The organism is Mycobacterium sp. Marseille-P9652 (assembly GCF_902652685.1).
Taxonomy (GTDB): domain Bacteria; phylum Actinomycetota; class Actinomycetes; order Mycobacteriales; family Mycobacteriaceae; genus Mycobacterium.
Window position 1 is genome coordinate 1 of record NZ_CACRUY010000062.1, and the last position, 19,035, is coordinate 19,035.

General features: G+C 70.5%; 15 protein-coding genes. 7 read left to right on the plus strand and 8 right to left on the minus strand.

Annotation, left to right across the window (positions count from 1 at the left end; translation table 11 throughout):
* The first annotated feature begins 145 nt into the window (after window positions 1–145).
* Window positions 146–532 (plus strand): VOC family protein, encoded by a 387-nt coding sequence (locus GPY60_RS22920; RefSeq protein WP_156689989.1) that lies wholly within the window; start codon window positions 146–148, stop codon window positions 530–532.
* Between the two features lie 52 nt (window positions 533–584).
* Here the strand turns inward: GPY60_RS22920 and GPY60_RS22925 are convergent, their stop codons facing one another.
* From GPY60_RS22925 to GPY60_RS22940, 4 genes are all read right to left on the minus strand, one after another.
* Window positions 585–1,058, minus strand: coding sequence for an Rrf2 family transcriptional regulator (locus GPY60_RS22925; protein WP_156689990.1), 474 nt, complete (start codon window positions 1,056–1,058; stop codon window positions 585–587).
* 45 nt (window positions 1,059–1,103) lie between these two features.
* Window positions 1,104–2,954: an adenylyl-sulfate kinase gene (gene cysC, locus GPY60_RS22930; protein ID WP_156689991.1), complete on the minus strand. Its 1,851-nt coding sequence runs from the start codon at window positions 2,952–2,954 to the stop codon at window positions 1,104–1,106.
* The gene (cysD, locus tag GPY60_RS22935; RefSeq protein ID WP_156689992.1) at window positions 2,954–3,883 is read right to left on the minus strand and encodes a sulfate adenylyltransferase subunit CysD; all 930 of its coding nucleotides are present in this window, start codon (window positions 3,881–3,883) and stop codon (window positions 2,954–2,956) included. The genes cysC and cysD overlap by 1 nt, the downstream gene beginning before the upstream one ends.
* Before the next feature lie 191 nt (window positions 3,884–4,074).
* Complete coding sequence (locus tag GPY60_RS22940) at window positions 4,075–4,566, minus strand: beta-class carbonic anhydrase (RefSeq protein WP_156689993.1); 492 nt, start codon at window positions 4,564–4,566, stop codon at window positions 4,075–4,077.
* Window positions 4,567–4,692: 126 nt separating this feature from the next.
* On the opposite strand from GPY60_RS22940, the gene GPY60_RS22945 reads away from it, so the two are divergent.
* The 4 genes from GPY60_RS22945 to GPY60_RS22960 are packed head-to-tail and all read left to right on the plus strand — an operon-like array spanning window position 4,693 to window position 10,168.
* Window positions 4,693–5,670: an ABC transporter permease gene (locus tag GPY60_RS22945; protein ID WP_156689994.1), complete on the plus strand. Its 978-nt coding sequence runs from the start codon at window positions 4,693–4,695 to the stop codon at window positions 5,668–5,670.
* 49 nt (window positions 5,671–5,719) lie between these two features.
* On the plus strand, window positions 5,720–6,580 hold the full coding sequence (locus GPY60_RS22950; protein WP_156690010.1) for an ABC transporter permease: 861 nt from the start codon (window positions 5,720–5,722) through the stop codon (window positions 6,578–6,580).
* A complete protein-coding gene (locus GPY60_RS22955) occupies window positions 6,577–8,415 on the plus strand; it encodes an ABC transporter ATP-binding protein (protein WP_156689995.1) in 1,839 nt (612 codons plus the stop codon). The genes GPY60_RS22950 and GPY60_RS22955 overlap by 4 nt, the downstream gene beginning before the upstream one ends.
* The gene (locus GPY60_RS22960) at window positions 8,408–10,168 is read left to right on the plus strand and encodes an ABC transporter family substrate-binding protein (RefSeq protein ID WP_156689996.1); all 1,761 of its coding nucleotides are present in this window, start codon (window positions 8,408–8,410) and stop codon (window positions 10,166–10,168) included. Before GPY60_RS22955 ends, GPY60_RS22960 begins: the two co-directional genes overlap by 8 nt.
* Here the strand turns inward: GPY60_RS22960 and GPY60_RS22965 are convergent.
* The 4 genes from GPY60_RS22965 to GPY60_RS22980 form a co-directional block, all read right to left on the minus strand.
* Window positions 10,155–11,399, minus strand: a complete 1,245-nt coding sequence (locus tag GPY60_RS22965) for an alpha/beta fold hydrolase (RefSeq protein WP_156689997.1) — start codon at window positions 11,397–11,399, stop codon at window positions 10,155–10,157. The two genes, GPY60_RS22960 and GPY60_RS22965, sit on opposite strands and share 14 nt — an antisense overlap.
* A gap of 72 nt (window positions 11,400–11,471) precedes the next feature.
* Entirely contained in the window at window positions 11,472–13,061 is a 1,590-nt protein-coding gene (locus GPY60_RS22970) for a GMC family oxidoreductase (protein WP_156689998.1), read from the minus strand.
* A 73-nt stretch (window positions 13,062–13,134) separates the two neighbouring features.
* The gene (locus GPY60_RS22975) at window positions 13,135–15,747 is read right to left on the minus strand and encodes an AAA family ATPase (RefSeq protein WP_156689999.1); all 2,613 of its coding nucleotides are present in this window, start codon (window positions 15,745–15,747) and stop codon (window positions 13,135–13,137) included.
* Window positions 15,744–16,880 carry a metallophosphoesterase family protein gene (locus GPY60_RS22980; protein WP_156690000.1) on the minus strand — a complete coding sequence of 379 codons (1,137 nt, stop codon included), beginning with the start codon at window positions 16,878–16,880 and terminating at the stop codon, window positions 15,744–15,746. The genes GPY60_RS22975 and GPY60_RS22980 overlap by 4 nt, the downstream gene beginning before the upstream one ends.
* 242 nt (window positions 16,881–17,122) lie before the next feature.
* Here GPY60_RS22980 and GPY60_RS22985 point away from each other — a divergent pair, with 242 nt between their 5' ends.
* Window positions 17,123–18,505 carry a PE domain-containing protein gene (locus tag GPY60_RS22985; protein WP_156690001.1) on the plus strand — a complete coding sequence of 461 codons (1,383 nt, stop codon included), beginning with the start codon at window positions 17,123–17,125 and terminating at the stop codon, window positions 18,503–18,505.
* A gap of 17 nt (window positions 18,506–18,522) precedes the next feature.
* Window positions 18,523–19,023, plus strand: a complete 501-nt coding sequence (locus GPY60_RS22990) for a SixA phosphatase family protein (protein WP_156690002.1) — start codon at window positions 18,523–18,525, stop codon at window positions 19,021–19,023.
* Window positions 19,024–19,035: the final 12 nt, after the last annotated feature.

Genomic DNA, 19,035 nt, shown 5'->3' on the forward strand with positions numbered 1-19,035 from the left:
CGCTGCCTCAAACGCCGCCTGGCGCGCGTCGTCTTCACCCGACTGCGAGCCGACCACCACCCCCACCCCGCACTGCAAACAGCTGCCTAAACCTGCTCCTTGACATAGGAGCAACGCACGCTCGCGGAGGAGTACATAAGAAAGCATGGGCATCGAGTTCAACCACACCATCGTGTCGGCGCGCGACAAGCGGGAGTCCGCGGAATTCCTCGCCGAGCTGTTCGGGCTGCCGGCCCCGCAGCCGTTCGGGCACTTCATGGCCGTCCAACTCGAGCACGGCGCGACCCTGGACTACGCCGACGCCCCGCAGGGCGAAGAGGTCCGGCGTCAGCACTACGCGTTCCTGGTGTCCGAGGAGGACTTCGACGCCATCTACGGCAAGATCTCGTCGCGCGACCTGCCGCACTGGGCGGATCCGCGTCAGCAGCGACCGGGTGAGGTCAACCACCGCGACGGCGGTCGAGGCGTGTACTTCCTCGATCCGTCGGGCCACGCGATGGAGATCCTGACGCGACCGTACGGCTCCGGTTGATCCGGATGGCGGCGACCCGCAGCGCCCGGCTACGCCGCGCTTGCGATCGCCACTAATCGCCGCCGTGGCGCAGCCGCTCCTGGTCGCGGTAGTCGTCGGCCATGCGCGCCACGTGATCGGGCAGCTTGCCGGACGCCACGTCGGCCAGGGTGGTCTCCTCCAACACCGACCGCATGCTGGCCCGCAGGGCGCGCCAGACGTCGGCCAGCGGTGCGGTGGGCCCGGAGTACGGCAGGTCGCCCAGCCCGATGTCGCGGACGCTGGCCAGCGGGCCGTCGATGCAGCGCAGCACGTCGGCGATGCTGATCTGCTCGGCGGGACGGGCCAACTCGTAGCCGCCCTCGCGGCCGCGGTGGCTGCGCACCAGGCGGTCGGTGCGCAGGTTGGTCAGGATGTCGACGAGAAACTGCGGCGGAATGCCCTGCGCCTGCGCCAGGTCGTCGGTCTTGACCAGGGCGCCGTCGCCGACCGTGGCCAGTTGCACCATCGCCCGCACCGCGTACTCGGCCTTGGCTGACATGCGCACAACTCAGGATTGTGCCACCTGGCCGGGTTTTGGCCGGGCCCGCCGCTAGGCCCGCGACCTCAGCAGGTCGACGATCCGCTGCGCGTGCGCCTCGACCGTCTCGTCCGGGGTGAGCCGCAGTTCGGGATTCACGGGCGGCTGGTACGGGCTGTCGATTCCGGTGAACTGGGTGATCTCGCCCGCGCGCGCCTTGGCGTACAGGCCCTTGGGGTCACGCCTTTCGCACTCGTCGATCGGGGTGTCGCAGAAGACCTCGACGAAGTCGAGCCCGGCGTCGGCGTGCACCTTGCGCGCCAGCTCGCGCTGTTCGGCCAGCGGGCTGATGGCGGGCACCAGGACGACCTGGCCGGAGTCGGCGAGCAGCGCCGCCACATGCGCGAGCCGGCGCAGGTTCTCCGCGCGGTCGGCCATGGAGAAACCCAGGTCGGCGTTGAGGCCGTGCCGCAGATTGTCACCGTCGAGAACGTAAGCGGGCGTGTCGGTTTCGAGCAGCTTCTGCTCGACCAGCATGGCCACCGTCGACTTGCCGGAACCGGACAGCCCGGTGAACCACACCGTCCTGCCCTTCGCGCGGGCGGCGGCGATCGCCGACGACTGGTGCCGGACGGTGTTGGGGCTGGACGCCTGCGCCGAGACGTCGCGCAACACCATGCCCGCCGCGACCGTGCCGTTGGTGTGCGGGTCGATCAGGATGAACGAGCCGGTGCTGGCGTTGCGGCTGTACTCGTCGAGCAGCAGCGGCACCTGGGTGCGGAGGGAGATACGGCCGAGTTCGTTGAGCTGCAACGCCTTTGCCGTCTTGTCGCGGTGCAGGGTGTTGACGTCGAGCCGGTAGTCGAGCGCGGTCACCCGCGCGCGGGTGGTCCGGGTGGTGTGCTTGATGAGGTACTCACGGCCGGGTTCGAGGACGGCGTTGTCGGCCATCCAGCACACGGTCGCGTCGAAGTCCTGCGCGACGCGGGGCTGGTTGTTGCTGCGGGCGATCATGTCGCCGCGCGAGATGTCGATCTGGTCGGCCAGGCTGATCGAGACCGCCATCGGCGGAAAGGCTTCCTCCACAGGGCCGTTCGGACCCTCGATGGCGGTGATGCGGGTGGTCTTGCCGATCGGCAGCACCACCACCTCGTCGCCCGGGCGCATCACCCCGCTGGCCACGGTGCCGGCGTAGCTGCGGTGGTCCTGGTGCTCAACGGTGTGTGGCCGGATGACGTACTGTACCGGGAAGCGCACGTCGACCAGGTTGCGGTCGCCGGCGATGTAGACCTCCTCCAGGTGCGACAACAGCGACGGCCCGTCGTACCACGGCGTCTGGTCCGACTTGGTCACCACGTTGTCGCCGTGCAGCGCCGACAGTGGGATGGTGGCCACGTCGTGGACGTCCAGGCGTGCGGCGAAGGCGTGGAAGTCGTCGCGGATCGCGTCGAATTTGTCCTTGTCCCAGCCGATCAGGTCCATCTTGTTGACCGCGAGCACGACGTGCCGGATGCCGAGCAACGACGCCAGGAAGGCGTGCCGCCGCGACTGCTCCAGCAGGCCGTGGCGGGCGTCGACCAGCACGATGACCAGTTGGGCGGTCGACGCGCCGGTGACCATGTTGCGGGTGTACTGGATGTGCCCGGGGGTGTCGGCGATGATGAATTTCCGCCTGGGAGTGGCGAAGTAGCGGTAGGCGACGTCGATGGTGATGCCCTGCTCGCGCTCGGCCCGCAGGCCGTCGGTCACCAGCGCGAGGTCGGTGTAGTCGTGGCCGCGCTCCTTCGAGGTCCGCTCCACGGCCGCCCACTGGTCCTCCATCACGGCCTTGGAGTCGTAGAGCAGCCGCCCGATCAGCGTGGACTTGCCGTCGTCGACCGAACCCGCGGTCGCGAGGCGCAGCAGCGTCGATGAGCCGGCCATCAGAAGTAGCCCTGCCGCTTGCGGTCTTCCATCCCGGCCTCGGAGATCCGGTCGTCGGCCCGGGTCGCCCCGCGCTCGGTCAGCCTCGAGACCGCCGTCTCGGCGATCACCTCCGACACCGTCGCGGCGTGCGACTCCACGCACCCGGTGCAGGTGACGTCGCCGACGGTGCGGAAGCGGACCGTCGCCTCGAAGACCTCTTCGTCGGCGCGCGGGTGCATGTGCCGATCCACCGCCAGCAGCATGCCGTCACGGCGAAAGACCTTGCGCCGGTGGGCGAAATAGATCGACGGCAGTTTGATCTTCTCGGCGCCGATGTAGGACCAGATGTCGAACTCGGTCCAGTTCGACAGGGGGAAGACCCTGATGTGCTCGCCCTTGTGGTGGCGGCCGTTGTAGAGGTTCCACAGCTCGGGCCGCTGGGCCTTGGGATCCCACTGGCCGAACTCGTCGCGGAAGCTGAACACCCGCTCCTTGGCCCGCGCCTTCTCCTCGTCGCGGCGGGCCCCACCGAACGCGGCGTCGAACTTGTTCTCGCGGATGGCGCGCAGCAGCGTCACCGTCTGGATCGGGTTGCGCGACGGGATCGTCTCGACGACGCGGCCGGCGTCGATGTCCTCCTGGACCGACGCCACGACCAGTCGCAGCCCGTATTCGCCGACCAGTTCGTCGCGGGTGGCGATCACCTCGTCGAAGTTGTGGCCGGTGTCGACGTGCATCACCGGGAATGGCAGCCGGCCGGGCCGGAACGCCTTGAGCGCCAGGTGCAGCATGACGATGGAGTCCTTGCCGCCCGAGAAGAGCAGCACAGGCCGTTCGAACTCCGCGGCGACCTCCCGGATGATGTGAATGGCCTCGGCCTCCAGCGAGCGCAGATGGCTGAGCTCGTACTGGCCGGCGGCGGGTGCGGTGGTGACAGCGCTCGTCATGGGCGTTCCTGTCGTGATTAATCTTGGCAGATTTGACCAAGTTTACGGTTATTACCGTCTATGCAAGCAGGCAAGGTGGACAGTGTCAATGCCTGGACACGCGATTAGCCGCGCGCGACACGTAAATGGTTGCGACCACACGGCGAGCGGAGTCGCAAAGGTTTATGTCGGGACGACGGAGCGCGGCTCCGCTAGGGCTTGACTTCCTGCAGCTTTCCCGTCGCGACGTCGAAGACGAAGCCGCGCGCCGACGTGTGCTTGGTGACGAACGGGCTGTTCTCGATGCGTCGCAGCGACTGGCGGACGTCGGCCTCGATGTCCGGGAACGCTTCCGCGGCCCACGGCGGCTTGACCCCCGTCTCCTCCTGGATCGCGCGCTTGAAGTCGTCGTCGGTGAACGTCAGCATCCCGCAGTCGGTGTGGTGGATCAGGATGATCTCGCGGGTGCCCAGCAGCCGCTGGCTGATGGCCAGCGAGCGGACCACGTCGTCGGTGACGACGCCGCCGGCGTTGCGGATGACATGGGCCTCCCCCTCGTTCAGGCCGAGGACGCGATACACGTCGAGCCGGGCGTCCATGCAGGCGACGACGGCGACGTGTTTGCTCGGGGGCAGCGGCAGGGGGCCGCTGAAGTCGCTCGCGTATCGGGCGTTGTTGGCCAGGTAGTCGTCGGTGACCGTCACGCGAGCCTCCTCGTGGTATCGGGTGAATGCTAATGCCGTGCCAGCCGCAATTCACCCATGAGAATCAGCCGGATCACAAGGACCTCGCTAACCTGTCCCAATGCGATGCGGGTGGCACGGTCGGGCATGACTCGCTTCCTGGCGCGCCGGTTGCTCAACTATGTGCTCCTGCTGGCGCTCGCGTCGTTTCTGACGTACTGCCTGACCTCGCTGGCGTTCTCGCCTCTGGACAGCCTGCTGCAGCGCAACCCGCGCCCGCCGCAGGCCGTGATCGACGCCAAGGCGCACGCGCTCGGCCTGGACCAGGCCATCCCGGTCCGCTACCTGCACTGGGCCTCCCACGCCCTGCAAGGCGACTTCGGGACGACCATCACCGGGCAGCCGGTGGGCGCGACGCTGTGGCGCCGCGTCGGGGTGACGCTGCGCCTGCTGGTCGTCGGCTCGGTGGTCGGCACCGTGCTGGGCATCGCGGCCGGGGCGTGGGGCGCGATTCGCCAGTACCGGTTCAGCGACCGCGTCGTCACCATGCTGGCGCTGCTGGTGCTGAGCACCCCCAGCTTCGTGATCGCGAACCTGCTCATCCTCGGCGGCCTGCGGGTCAACTGGGCGCTCGGGATTCAGCTGTTCGACTACACGGGCGAGACGTCGCCCGGTGTGACCGGGGGGTTCTGGTACCAGCTGGTCGACCGGTTGCGCCACCTCATCCTGCCGTCGCTGACCCTGGCCCTGATGGCCGCCGCGGGCTACAGCCGGTATCAGCGCAACGCGATGCTCGACGTCCTGGGGCAGGACTTCATCCGCACCGCCCGGGCCAAGGGGCTGACCCGCCGGCGGGCGCTGCTCAAGCACGGGCTGCGGACCGCCCTGATCCCGCTGGCCACGCTGTTCGCCTATGGGGTGGCGGGGCTGGTCACCGGCGCCGTGTTCGTCGAAAGGATCTTCGGCTGGCACGGCATGGGCGAATGGCTGGTGCAGGGCATTTCGACGCAGGACACGAACATCATCGCCGCGATCACGCTGTTCTCGGGCGCGGTGGTGTTGCTGGCCGGCCTGCTGTCCGACGTCTTCTACGCAGCCCTCGACCCGAGGGTGCGGGTGTCCTGAGATGGCGACCGAGGTCGACGCCGCGCACGGCATATCCGCCCCCGAGCCAATGGGATTCACGTCGCGCCGCACGCTGGTGCTGCGCCGGTTCGCGCGCAACCGGGCCGCCGTGGCGTCGCTGACGCTGCTGGTGCTGCTGTTCGTCGGCTGCTACGCCCTGCCCTCGGTGCTGCCCTACTCCTACGACGACCTCGACTTCGGCGCGCTGCTGCAGCCGCCCAACGGCCGGCACTGGCTCGGGACCAACGCGCTGGGCCAGGACCTGCTGGCGCAGATCTTGCGGGGCATGCAGAAGTCGATGCTCATCGGCGTGTGCGTCGCGTTCATCTCCACGGGCATCGCCGCCACGGTCGGGTCGGTCGCCGGGTACTTCGGGGGCTGGCGCGACCGGGTGCTCATGTGGGTGGTGGACCTGCTGCTGGTGGTGCCCTCGTTCATCCTCATCGCGATCGTCACGCCGCGAACGAAGAACTCCGGCAACATGATTCTGCTGGTGCTGCTGCTGGCCGGCTTCGGCTGGATGGTGAGCTCGCGGATGGTGCGCGGCATGACGATGAGCCTGCGCGAGCGCGAGTTCATCCGCGCCGCACGGTACATGGGGGTGTCCAGCCGCCGGATCATCGTCGGCCACGTGGTGCCCAACGTGGCGTCGATCCTGATCATCGACGCGGCGCTCAACGTCGCCTCGGCCATCCTGGCCGAAACGAGCCTGAGCTACCTGGGTTTCGGCATCCAGCCGCCCGACGTGTCGCTGGGGACGCTGATCGCCAACGGCACCCAGTCGGCGACGACGTTCCCGTGGGTGTTCCTGTTCCCGGCGGGGGTCCTGGTGCTGATCCTGGTGTGCGCCAACCTGACCGGCGACGGCCTGCGCGACGCGCTCGACCCCGGCAGCAGGCCGCCCCGATGAGCGCCCTGCTCGAGGTGGCCGGCCTGGCCGTCGACTTCCCGACGGACGGACGCCCGGTGACGGCGGTGCGCGGCATCAGCTACCACGTCGACCCGGGCGAGGTGGTGGCCATGGTCGGTGAATCCGGATCGGGAAAGTCGGTGTCGGCCATGGCCGTCGTGGGCCTGCTGCCCGAATACGCCCACGTGCGCGGCTCGGTGCGGCTGCAGGGCACGGAGTTGCTGGGCCTGGGCGACGACGAGATGTCACGGTTCCGCGGCAAGACGGTGGGCATGGTGTTCCAGGACCCGATGTCCGCGCTGACCCCGGTGTACACCGTCGGCGATCAGATCGCCGAGGCCATCGAGGTGCACCAGCCCCGGGTGGGCAAGAAGGCCGCACGCCAGCGCGCCGTGGAACTGCTTGAGCTGGTTGGCATCTCGCAGCCAGAGCGACGCGCCGGCGCCTTCCCGCACGAGCTGTCCGGCGGCGAACGCCAGCGGGTGGTCATCGCCATCGCGATCGCCAACGACCCCGACCTGCTGATCTGCGACGAACCCACGACCGCGCTCGACGTCACCGTGCAGGCCCAGATCCTCGACGTCCTCAAGACGGCGCGCGACGTCACCGGCGCCGGCGTGCTCATCATCACCCACGACCTCGGGGTGGTGGCGGAGTTCGCCGACCGGGCGCTGGTGATGTACGCCGGCCGCGTCGTGGAGTCCGCCGGCGTGCCGGACCTGTACCGGGATCGTCGCATGCCCTACACGGTCGGGCTGCTCGGCTCGGTCCCCCGGCTGGACGCCCCGCAGGGCACCCGGCTGGTGCCCATACCGGGCGCCCCGCCGTCGCTGGTCGGCCTGGCGCCCGAGTGCCCGTTCGCGCCGCGCTGCCCGCTCGCGATCGACGAATGCCGTTCCGGGGAGCCGGATCTGGTCGAGGTGGGCACCGATCACCGGGCGGCCTGCATCCGCACCGACCAGGTCGACGGGCGCAGCGCCGCCGACATCTACGGCATCAACACCGAGGCCCGGGTGGCCGCCGCCGGTGAATCGCCGGTGGTCGTGCGGGTGCGGGATCTGGCCAGGACCTACAAGCTCACCAAGGGCGTGCTGCTGCGCCGCGCCGTCGGCCAGGTCCGCGCGGTCGACGGCGTGAGCTTCGAGCTGCGCCAGGGCCGCACCCTGGGGATCGTCGGCGAGTCCGGGTCCGGCAAGTCGACCACCCTGCACGAGATCCTCGAGCTGAAGGCGCCGCAGTCGGGGTCGATCGAGGTGCTCGGCACCGACGTCGCGACCCTGAGCGCGGCGGCCCGCCGGGAGCTGCGGCGCGACATCCAGGTGGTGTTCCAGGACCCGGTGGCCTCACTCGACCCGCGGTTGCCGGTCTACGAGTTGCTCGCCGAGCCGTTGTGGGCCAACGACTTCGGGAAGGACGCCACCAACGCCCGCGTCGCCGAGCTGCTCGAGATCGTGGGCCTGCGCCGCGCGGACGCCACCCGCTACCCCGCCGAGTTCTCGGGCGGGCAGAAGCAGCGCATCGGCATCGCGCGGGCGCTGGCCCTGCAGCCCAAGATCCTGGCACTCGACGAGCCGGTCTCGGCGCTCGACGTCTCCATCCAGGCCGGGATCATCAACCTGCTGCTCGACCTGCAGGACGAGTTCGGGCTGTCGTATTTGTTTGTCTCGCATGACCTCTCGGTGGTGAAACACCTGGCCCACCAGGTGGTCGTGATGCACGCCGGCACGATCGTGGAGCAGGGCGACAGCCAGGAGGTCTTCGACGATCCGCAACACGAGTACACGCGCCGGCTGCTGGGTGCGGTGCCGCAACCGGATCCGGGGAATCGTGTCTAGCGGCCCGGCGCGTCGAGCCCGCGGCCACGGCGCCGAGTCTGCACCCAGCACGTCATCCCGCGGCCGATCCGCGCGGTGGGCGCAGTCTCGACTGCTGGCGGCGAGCCTGTTCGCCGTCCCGTTGCTCGCGCTCCCCGGGTGCTCGCCGGCCATCGACCTGTCCCCGCCGGCGGGCAACAACGCGCGGGTCGGCAGCACCAGCGACGTCAACCCGCAGGACCCGGCCACGCTGCGCGACGGCGGCGACCTGCACCTGGCCCTCAGCGACTTCCCGCCCAACTTCAACATCCTCAACATCGACGGCAACACCGCCGAGGTCGCGGGGATGATGAAGGCCACCCTGCCAAGGGCGTTCGTCATCGGCCCCGACGGCTCGACCACCGTCGACACCGACTACTTCACCAGCGTCGAGCTCACCGGCACCAACCCGCAGGTCGTCACCTACACGATCAACCCCAAGGCGGTGTGGTCGGACGGCACGCCGATCACCTGGCGGGACATCGCCGCCCAGGTCCACGCCACCAGCGGGGTCGACAAGGCCTTCGAGATCGCCGGCACCAGCGGCGCCGAGCGCGTCGCCTCGGTGACCCGCGGCGTCGACGACCGGCAGGCCGTCATGACCTTCGCCCAGCCGTACGCCGAATGGCGCGGCATGTTCGCCGGCAACGGGATGCTGCTGCCGGCCAGCATGACGTCCGACCCGGAGACGTTCAACAAGGGCCAGCTGGACGGCCCCGGCCCCTCGGCCGGCCCCTTCGTCGTCTCGTCCCTGGACCGGACCACGCAGCGAATCACGTTGACCCGCAACCCCAAATGGTGGGGCGCGCGGCCGCGCCTGGACAGCATCACCTACCTCGTCCTCGACGACGCGGCCCGGCTGCCGGCGCTGCAGAACAACACGATCGACGCGACGGGAGTGGGCTCGGTGGACCAGCTGACCATCGCGCAGCGCACCAAGGGCATCTCGATCCGGCGCGCCCCCGCCCCCAGCTGGTCGCACTTCACGTTCAACGGGGCCCCCGGCTCGATCCTCTCCGACAGGGCGCTGCGGCTCGCCGTGGCCAAGGGCATCGACCGGCAGACGATCGCCCGCGTGGTCCAGTACGGGCTCACCAGCAACCCGGTCGCGCTCGGCAACCACATCTACGTCGCCGGCCAGGAGGGCTACCAGGACAACAGCTCCGTCGCGCCCTACGATCCCGACGCGGCCAGGCGGGAACTCGACGCGCTGGGCTGGAAACTCAACGGGCAGTTCCGGGAGAAGGACGGGCACCAGCTCGTGGTCCGCCTGCTGTTCTACGACGCGCAGGGCTCCAAGCAGTTCGCCCAGATCGCGCAGCACAGCCTGGCCCAGGTCGGCGTCAAGCTGGAGCTGGTCGCCAGGGCGGGCAGCGGGTTCTTCACCAACTACGTCAACGTCGGCGCGTTCGACATCGCGTCGTTCGGGTGGCAGGGCGACGCGTTCCCCCTGTCGTCGCTCACCCAGATCTACAAGTCCGACGGGGCAAGCAATTTCGGCAAGATCGGCAGCCCCGAGATCGACGCCGGGATCGAGCGGACGCTGCAAGAACTCGACCCCGACAAGGCGCGGGCGCTGGCCAACAACCTCGACCGGCTCATCTGGGCCGAGAGCTTCAGCCTGCCGTTGACCCAGTCCCCGGGCGACGTCGCGGTGCGCAGCACGCTGGCGAATTTCGGGGCGACCGGGCTGGCCGACCTGAACTACACCGCGATCGGATTCATGCGAACCTGACCCGCCGCCTCAGCAGGGACGGGACGGGCAGCGCCGCCTCGACGGCCGCCGCCACGCCGATCGCCTGCCACAGCAGCCGCACCTCGGGCCGCGGCGGCAGGGCGTCCAGTTCGGCCGCCCGGCCGGCCAGGCCGTCGACGTCGCCCCGAAACACCGCCTGCGCGATCGCGAGCGCGGCCGGCTCGCGAAAGTCGAGCGCGCTATGCGCCATCGTCGGCAGCTTCAACAGGATGGCGTTCGGGATGAGCGACGCGACCCGGTCGGCCACCGCGGGCGGGGTGATGAGGTCGCGTCCGCCGGACACGACCACGGTGGGCCAGCCGAAGTGCGGCATCTCGGCCGGCAGGTCGTAGGGCTCGTCCTCGAAAGTGGCCGTCTGGGTGCGTGATTCGCGTTCCGCCACGGCGGGGTCGAGCGGCAGGCCGTCGGGTTCCGCGGCATAGTTCAGTTCCCGCAGCGCGATGCGGCTCACCAGGTCTTCCTCGTAGCGGAAGGGCAGGTGGCTCACGGTGGCGAAGCGGGACAGGCCCCACCACAACAATTTTCGCCCGTCGAGCAGCAGGTCGAGTTGCCGCTCGAGCACCTCGGCACCGCCGTAACCGTAGACGGTCGCGATGACCTGCGTCGCCGACGCGTTCATCGCGCCGGCGTCGACGAGCTTGCGCATCTTGGGTGCCAGCGCGGCGGTATCGGGGCTGGCGCCTTTGAGCAGCAGCCGGCGGATCGCCCGGCGCACGATCACGATGTCGTGCCTAGACAGCAGCGGCGAATCCAGGATCATCGCGCGCACGCGGCCGGGATGGCGCACCCCGACCCCGGCGGCGATGTAGGTGCCGTACGACGCGCCGTAGAGGATGGCGGAGGAGACGTTAGCGTCGTCGAGCACGGCGGCGACGTCGTCGACCACCTGGTTCAGGGTGATCGCCTCGGGGGGTAGGTCGGCGCCGGAGTCGTCGTGACGCGACATGCCGACGCCGCGGTGCTCGACCATGATGACGTCGAGGCCCGCGACCGCGGCGCGGCGCCGCAGCCCGCGGTACATCTGCACCGACGCCACGCCCGGGCCGCCCGGGATGATGACGATCGGGTGCGCCGACTTTCGCCCCGTGCGCACGTAGTAGAGGTCGAACTGTTCGTCGGTGTCCGGGGAGATCGGGCGGCGCACCGGCCGTACCCCGGGCAGCTTGGCGAGACGTTCCTGCGTGCGGCGCCGTCTGGCGTTCATCGTCATGCGCGTCGGCCCGCCATGGACCCCATTCTGCCGACACCGCCGGCGGCGGCGCGAGCCGCGGCGGTCAAGCGTTCAGCGGCGGACGAGGTCGGCGGCCATCTCGCCGATCAGCACCGACGGCGCGTGCGTGTGCCCCCGGATGGTGCTGGGCATCACCGAGGCGTCGGCCACGCGGAGGCCGTCGACGCCGCGGACCCGCAGGTCGGGGTCCACGACGCTCGACTCGTCGCTGCCCATCCGGCAGGTGCCCATGGGGTGGTAGAGGGTGTGCGAGCAGGTGTTGAGGGCCTTCTCCAGGGTGGCCTCGTCGAGGTCGGAGCAGCCGCGGGGCCGCGCGATCGGGCCGAGCAGACCCTTGAGCGCCGGAGCCTCGGCGATGCGGGCGCAGATGCGCAGGCCCTCCATCATCGCCGCGCGGTCGATGCCGCCGGGATCGGACAGGTAGCGCGGATCGATGACGGGCTTGTCGTGGGGATCGGCGGAGCGCAGCCTGATCTCGCCGCGGCTTTCCGGGGCGACGAGGATGGGCCCGAAGACGACGCCATGTCCCGGTGACTCGGTCAGCAGGCCCTCGTCGTAGAACGGGGCCGGCGCGAAGATCAGCTCGAGGTCGGGCAGCTCCAGTTCCGGCCGGCTGCGGACGAATCCGTACGCCTCGCCGACGTTGGAGGTCAGCATGCCGCGGCGCCGCAACAGGTAGTTGAGCAGCTGTGCGGGTTTTTCGGCGGCGGCGAGGCTGTCGCCGGCCACCTCCCAGCCCATCGGGGTGACGAGGTGGTCCATCAGGTTGCGCCCCACCTCGGGCGAGTGGTGGACGGTCTCGATGCCGTGCTCGGCCAACTGGTCTCGATCACCGATACCCGAAAGCATCAGCAGCGCAGGGGTGTTGATAGCGCCACCGCAGAGGATGACCTCGCGGCGGGCGCGCGCCACGCTTCGTTGGCCGTTGCGCTCGTACTCCACGCCGACCGCGCGGTTGCCGTCAACGACGACCCGGGTGGCCGTCGCGTCGGTGACGACGGTGAGGTTCTTGCGGCCCATCGCCGGCCGCAGGTAGGCGTCGGCGGTGCTGTACCGCGCACCGCGGCGCTGAGTGACGACCGTCTCGCAGAATCCTTCCGGGCGTGGCGAATTCGGCGGTGCGGGCGAAAACCCGCACTCGCGCGCGGCGGCCAGCCATGCCGCCGTCGAGGGCCGCGGACTGCGTTGCCGGGACACGTGCACGGGGCCGGTCACGCCGCTGTGGTCGCCGCTCACGAAATGCCAGGCCGCGGAGACGTTCTCGATGCGCCGGAAGTAGCCGAGCACCTCCGTGTACGACCACTGCGGCCCGGCCCGCGACGCCCACTCGTCGTAGTCGCCGGCGAACCCGCGCACCCACATCATCGCGTTCATCGACGACGATCCGCCCAGCACCTTGCCTCGGGGCCAGAAGATCGCGCGGCCGTCGAGCTCGGGCTGCGGCTCGGTGAGGTAGTCCCAGTCGATCTCGCTGCGGAAGAGCTTGGAGAAGGCCGCCGGGATGGAAATGAATCGGTTCTTGTCGCGGGGGCCCGCCTCGAGCGCGATCACGGTGACGGCCGGGTCGGCGCTGAGCCGATTCGCCAGCGCCGCGCCGGCCGAGCCCGTGCCCACGACGATGTAGTCGCACTGAACGTCCATGTTTCCTCGCTTCGCGACCGAGTGTAAGGCTCGCCCGGCCGGCCGGGCGCTCGGCGGTCCGATGCGCGGAGTGCTATGCGGTGAGGTCGATGCGGTGGGCGCCGGTCACGCCGTCGTAGCGGTCGGGACTGCACGTCAGGACGATGACCTGACCGTGAGCGCCCATGGTGTCGAACACCTCCCCCATCCTGGCCAGCCGGTCCGGATCGGTGAAGCCGAGCGCGTCGTCGACGACCACGGGGACGGCGTCTTCCTTGGCGACCAGCGCGCTGCCCGCCAGCCGCGCCAGGATGCCGAGCTGCTCCTTGGCCCCGCCCGACAGGGACTCGTAGGGCACCGTCACGCCGTCGAGGGTGCGGCTGCGGATGCACAGGTCGCTGTCGATGTCGACCTCGAAGGTGGGCCCGAACACCGGCCGGCCGAGCCGCTGCAGCTCCGCGCGGTACGGCTCGACGTACCGCAGGCGGGTGGTGTCGCGGTGCCGCGCCATCACCGAGCGCAACAGCTGCGCGGCCCGCGCCCGGCGCCCGACCCGTTCGTGCTCACCGGACGCGTGCTCGAGCTCGGTGCGCGCCTCGTCGAGCTGGCCGTGCCGGCCCTCGGTGCCGAACACCGCGAGCTCGATGTCGATCTCGCGCAACGCCCGCGCGACGTCTTCGTAGCGGTCCTGAAGCGACTCGGATTCCGCTGTCGCGGCGGCAAGTTCGTGGGCCACGGCTTCGGGCGCCGCGGCCGCCAATTCGTCGGCCAGCTCCGCGACCCGCCGCTCGGCGCGCTGCGCGGCCAGCAGCCCGCCCTCGGCTGCCGACGCCAGGTCCTCGTCGCTGACCGACGCCCGCTCCTGGGCCAGCCGGTCGACGGCCGCGGCCACTTCGCGGCGCTGGGCGTCCAGGGTGTTCTCAGCAACGGTTGCCGCCGTGCGGCTTTCGGCCAGCGCGGCGGCGGCCTCGGACGCCGCCCGGCGTCGGCCCTCGCACTCGGCTGCCGCCGCGGCGCATTCCGTGGTGGCCGTCTCGAGTTCGCGTCGGGCGGAGTCGAGGTCGACGACGGGCTCGTCCGCGTGGTCGGCGGCCAGCAGCGCCAGACGCGCGCGCAGGTCGTCGGTGCTTTCGTCACCGCGGAGGCCGGCCAGCGTGGCGGTCGACCGGTCGCGGGCCGCCTCGAGTTCGCGGCGGCGCCGGTCGGCCGCGCGCGCGGAGGCGACGTCGGCGGCGGCCGCGGCGGCGAGGGCGGTGGACAAGTCCTGTTGCGCGGCAGCGTGTTTGGCCTGAACGTCGAGCGTGGTCGCTCCGGGGGTGACGCGCGCCGTCAGCACCCCGGCCACCTCGACCGTGGTCGGCCCGGTCGCGGTGATCGACCAGGGCCGGCCGGCGGGCAGGGTCACCCGCGTGCCGCCGACGTTCAGTTCCAGGTCCGCCAGGGCGGTGATGTCGACGGCCGCCGAGGTCGCGGCGAGTTGGTCGCCGGTGCGGTGCACCGCGGCCGCGGCCTCCTCGATTCGCCGGAGCAGCTCGTCGCTGACCACGATGTCGGCGAGTTCGGCGCGAACGCGCTCGAGGTCGCGCTCGGTGCCATCGATCTTGTCCAGGCGGGCCCGCAACCGCTCGGCCTCCTCCCGCCCGGCGAGCCGGTCGACGGTGCGGCGGGCGGAGTCGACCCGGCGCTGCCGTTCCGTCAGCGCGGCCGCGGCCTCCTCGACCGCGGCATCGGCGGCCAGGGCCCGAGCCCGCGCCGCCGCGTGCACCTCGGCGGCGTCGCGCGCCGCGGCCTCGGCGTCGGTGACACCCGTTGTCCGGGAGGCGATCTCGCCGAGCAACCGGAGGCGCCCGGCGTGGGCGGCGGCCGCGGCGGTGCTGGTGGCACTGGCGGCGGCGGCCACCAGCCCGGCCTCGCGCGCCTGGGCGGTGAGCTCGTCGATCTTCTCCGCGGCCGCGCGCGCTGCGCCCAGCCGGGGACCGGCGGCCATGCGCCGCTGCGACAGCTCGGCCACCTGCTCGGTGAGCTCGGCGTGGCGAGCGACCCGGTCGTCGACCTCGGCCACTTTCGCCGCGCACTCCGCGACCGCCGCTTTCGCGGCCTCGAGCCGGGCGATCGCGGCGGACCACTCACCGGTGGGACGGCCGGTGGCGGTGAAGTAGCGGCCGTATTCGGCGTCGATCCGGTCGATGAGCAGCGGCTCGGTTCCGGACGGCGCCGCCTCCGCGCCCGCCGCCAGGTCCAGCGCCCGCGACAGCGCATCGCAACCGGACAGGTCGACCGCGGCCGTCGACGCGGACTGCAACACCCGCTGGGCGTGCCACAGGTCGTTGTCCACCGTCTCGGCCAGCATCGCGCGGACCCGCTCGTGCGCCTCGTCCCCGGTGAGTTGCTCGCGCCGCGGGGCCAGCACGGTCAGCTCGGTCTCACACTTCTTGTGGAACCGCTTGCGGTACACGAATCGGTAAGGCCCGCAGCTAATTTCGGCGCACACCTCGGCGCCGACGTCACTGTGGGTCGGCTTGACCTGTTTGACCTCTTTTTTCGTCGAGCGATCCTTGGACTCCAGCAGCAGGTCCAGGGCCTCGATCATGGACGACTTGCCGATCTCGTTGGCGCCGGACACCACCACGACGCCGTGGTCGGGGAAGGCGACGTCCCGGTGGGCGATGCCGCGGTAGTTGGTGAGGACCAGCCGGTGCAGTTTCACGCCGCACCCCGATCGGCGAGGCGGAGCAGCAGCGCCAGGGCGGCCTGCGCGTCGGCGGCCGCGGCCGAATCCTCCCGCGCGGCGGCCACCAGTTCGTCGACGGCCGCGGCGGCGAACCCGCCGATGCCCAGATCGGTGAACTCGCCGTCGGCGGGGATGACCGCGAGTTCGCTGTGGCGTTCCCAGAGGCCGAGCCACGCGAAGAGCCTGGCGTACTTGTCGAGGCAGACGTCGAGCGCGGCCCGGTCGGTCACCGTCAGCGAGCCGGTCAGCGCCAGCCGGACCACCGTCCGGTCCTTGTCGGTCATCAGGTCCAGGTTCATGTCGAGGTCGGCGATGTCGCGGCTGGTGTCGACCTGGCGGTGCATGGTGACGAACCGCCACCGGCCCACGTGCCGGGGTGTCACGGTGACACCGCCTGCGTCGACCTCGACAACGAGCACGTGACCGGGATCGGCTTCCACGTCGTCGAAGTTGGTGACCTCCGGGGACCCGGAGTACCACACCCGCCCGCTGCCGCCGACCTCGGTGAGCGAGTGCTTGTCCCCCAGCGCCACGTAGTGCAGGGCGCCGCGGGCCAGCGCGTCCTCCACCGCGGCGAGCCGGATCAGCGAGGGCTTGTCGCGGTCCGGGTCCAGGACGTCGACCCCGCCGTGGGCGACCAGGATCCGCGTGGCGGTGCCGGCGGCCAGGCCTTCGAGCGCCTCCGCGACCAGGTCGGTGGTGGGGGCCTTCGAGCGCCAGGGGGCGGCGACGATCTCCAGCCCCGGGCGAACCTCGTGAACGCCGCCCCGGTCGAGCACGATCACGTTCTCGGGGCATTCGGCGGTGAAGAGCGCGCCGGTGTACACCGAGGCGGCGTCGAGCGGGTCGTGGTTGCCCGGCAGCAGGTACACCGGGATTCCGATGCCGCGCATGGCCTCCAGGGACTGGCCGATGACCCGCGGGCTGAGCTGGTTGTGCTCGAACACGTCGCCGGCCACCACGACGGCCTCGGCGCCGACCTCGGCGGCCAGCGCGCCGAGGCCCGCCACCGCGTCGCGGCGGGCCGCCGAGAACCGCGGCTGCGCGTCGCCGGCCAGGAAATGGCGGGTCATGCCCAGCTGCCAGTCGGCGGTGTGCAGAAATCGCATGGCGGCCACTCCTTTCGGCCCGTTGAAGAACACGGCTATCAGGGCACCGCGAAGTCTAGGTCTGCGCACCGACAAGGCGAGGGACCTCGACCGGCACGTCTCGTGCGGGACGGGAACGGCCGGCGATCGACACCTCGGCGATCGAGTGGAAATTAATTTAAGGAACTGAACCAGATCGCTGCGCAAATGAGTATTTTCTGTAGCTGTTCCGGATTGTCGGGCCGAGAAGATGGGAGCCGCCAATGTCGGTGATCGCAGCACCCGAGTTCATCGCCGCGGCGTCGGACGACCTGGCCGGCATCGGCGAGGCGATCAGGGAGGCGTCCGCGGCGGCGGCGCCGTCGACGACGACGATCGTCGAGGCGGCCGGCGACGAGGTGTCGAAGGCGATCGCCAGCCTGTTCGGCGGCTACGCCGAAGAGTTCCACGCGCTGACCGCGCAGTCGACCCTGTTCCATTCGCAATTCGCGCACACGTTGAACGCCGCCGGCGCCAGCTACATCACCGGCGAGCTCACGAACGTATCGCTGTTCATCAAGGGCATCGAGCAGGAGTTCTTCGATGTCGGCATCTGGTCCCCGTTCACCTACCTGACCGGGCAGCCGCTGTTCGGCGAGGGCGCCGTCGGACCGGCGGTCACCGGAAGCACCGGCCCCGGCTGGCTCGGCCGGCTGATCACCGGCTTCCTCAACGGCACCCTCGGCAGCCAGCAGGGCGGCGTCTACCAGGGGACGGGAACGGCCGGCCCGGTGACCGGGGTCAGGGAGGGGATGTCCTATCTGGAAATTCCGGTCGGCCCCAACGGCTACGCGGCACCGGCGCGCTGGTACTTCCCCACGCAGGCGGACGGCACGGTCAACGCCCACGGCGTCATCTACCTGCAGCACGGCTTCCTGGGCACCGGCGGCTGGTACGGCGCCCTGGCCACCGCGCTGGCCTACGGCACGGACAGCATCGTGGTCGTGCCGACCGTGTCGTCGCTGCCGTTGCCGGGGGGCGCCTGGCTGAGCGGCACGCAGATGCACCAGGCCGTGGGCTCGCTGTTCCTGGGCAACGAGACGGCGCTGAACGCCAGCGCGCAACAGGCGGGTTACCACGGCACACTGCCGCAGAACTTCTTCCTGACCGGGCACTCCGCCGGCGGCGGCCTCGCGACCCTGGCCGCCGGCGACTACATCGCGGACCTCGGCACGGGGACGGCCAACAACCACCTGCTCGGTGTGGTGATGTTCGACGGGGTTGCCAACGACTCCGCGGGCTTCGCGGCGGCGATCGCCAACCTGAAGGCCTTGAACATCCCCGACTACGTGGTGGCCGCGCCGCCGCAGCCGTGGAACGCCAACGGCGCCACCACGAACGAACTGGTGAGCCTGTACCCCGGGCAGTTCACCGGGGTCGAGCTCGTCAACGGCTCGCACGTCGACTCGCTGCTGGGCAACAAGCCCCTCATCGACTTCGTCTCGCAGCTGTTCACCAGCTTCTCGCCGGGCGGCAACACCCAGGCGGTGTACACCCTGTCCACGACCTGGATCAACGACCTCTACAACGGAACGCCGCCCACCGGTCCGCTCGGCGGCCAGCCGATCATCCTCGGCCCCGCCACCGGCATCGGCCTGCCCGTGTAACTGGTTATCGTGTGCCGATGAACCATCGGCTCACCCTGCTGCTGATGCGGCATGCGAAGTCCGACTATCCCGAAGGGGTCGCCGACCACGACCGCCCGCTGGCGCCGCGCGGCATCAGGGAGGCCGGGCTGGCCGGGGACTGGCTGCGCGCCAACGCGCCGAGCGTCGACGCGGTGCTGTGTTCGACGGCGACGCGGGCGCGACAAACTTTGTCGCGCACGGGAATCGACGCTCCGGTGCGCTACAGCGAGCGGCTCTACGGCGCCACGCCCGGCATCATGATCGACGAGATCGGCCGGACCGGCGAGGCGATCGGCACCCTGCTCGTCGTGGGTCACGAGCCGACGATGTCGGGGCTGGCGCTCGCCCTGGCCGACGACGACTCGAGCGAGGCTGTCGTGGAACAGGTTTCACGCAAATACCCGACATCGGCGATCGCGGTGCTGACCGTGCCCCGAGCCTGGGAAGCCCTGGAGCCCGGACGGGCGACCCTGACCGTATTCCACGTCCCCCGTTAGGTCCTGCGCACC

Bases quoted from the DNA above. Each gene is read 5' to 3' on its own strand.
- GPY60_RS22920 (WP_156689989.1), top strand. From the start codon at position 146: ATGGGCATCGAGTTCAACCACACCATCGTGTCGGCGCGCGACAAGCGG.
- cysC (WP_156689991.1), bottom strand. From the start codon at position 2,954: ATGGCCGGCTCATCGACGCTGCTGCGCCTCGCGACCGCGGGTTCGGTC.
- cysD (WP_156689992.1), bottom strand. From the start codon at position 3,883: ATGACGAGCGCTGTCACCACCGCACCCGCCGCCGGCCAGTACGAGCTC.
- GPY60_RS22945 (WP_156689994.1), top strand. From the start codon at position 4,693: ATGACTCGCTTCCTGGCGCGCCGGTTGCTCAACTATGTGCTCCTGCTG.
- GPY60_RS22950 (WP_156690010.1), top strand. From the start codon at position 5,720: ATGGGATTCACGTCGCGCCGCACGCTGGTGCTGCGCCGGTTCGCGCGC.
- GPY60_RS22955 (WP_156689995.1), top strand. From the start codon at position 6,577: ATGAGCGCCCTGCTCGAGGTGGCCGGCCTGGCCGTCGACTTCCCGACG.
- GPY60_RS22965 (WP_156689997.1), bottom strand. From the start codon at position 11,399: ATGACGATGAACGCCAGACGGCGCCGCACGCAGGAACGTCTCGCCAAG.
- GPY60_RS22970 (WP_156689998.1), bottom strand. From the start codon at position 13,061: ATGGACGTTCAGTGCGACTACATCGTCGTGGGCACGGGCTCGGCCGGC.
- GPY60_RS22980 (WP_156690000.1), bottom strand. From the start codon at position 16,880: ATGCGATTTCTGCACACCGCCGACTGGCAGCTGGGCATGACCCGCCAT.
- GPY60_RS22985 (WP_156690001.1), top strand. From the start codon at position 17,123: ATGTCGGTGATCGCAGCACCCGAGTTCATCGCCGCGGCGTCGGACGAC.
- GPY60_RS22990 (WP_156690002.1), top strand. From the start codon at position 18,523: ATGAACCATCGGCTCACCCTGCTGCTGATGCGGCATGCGAAGTCCGAC.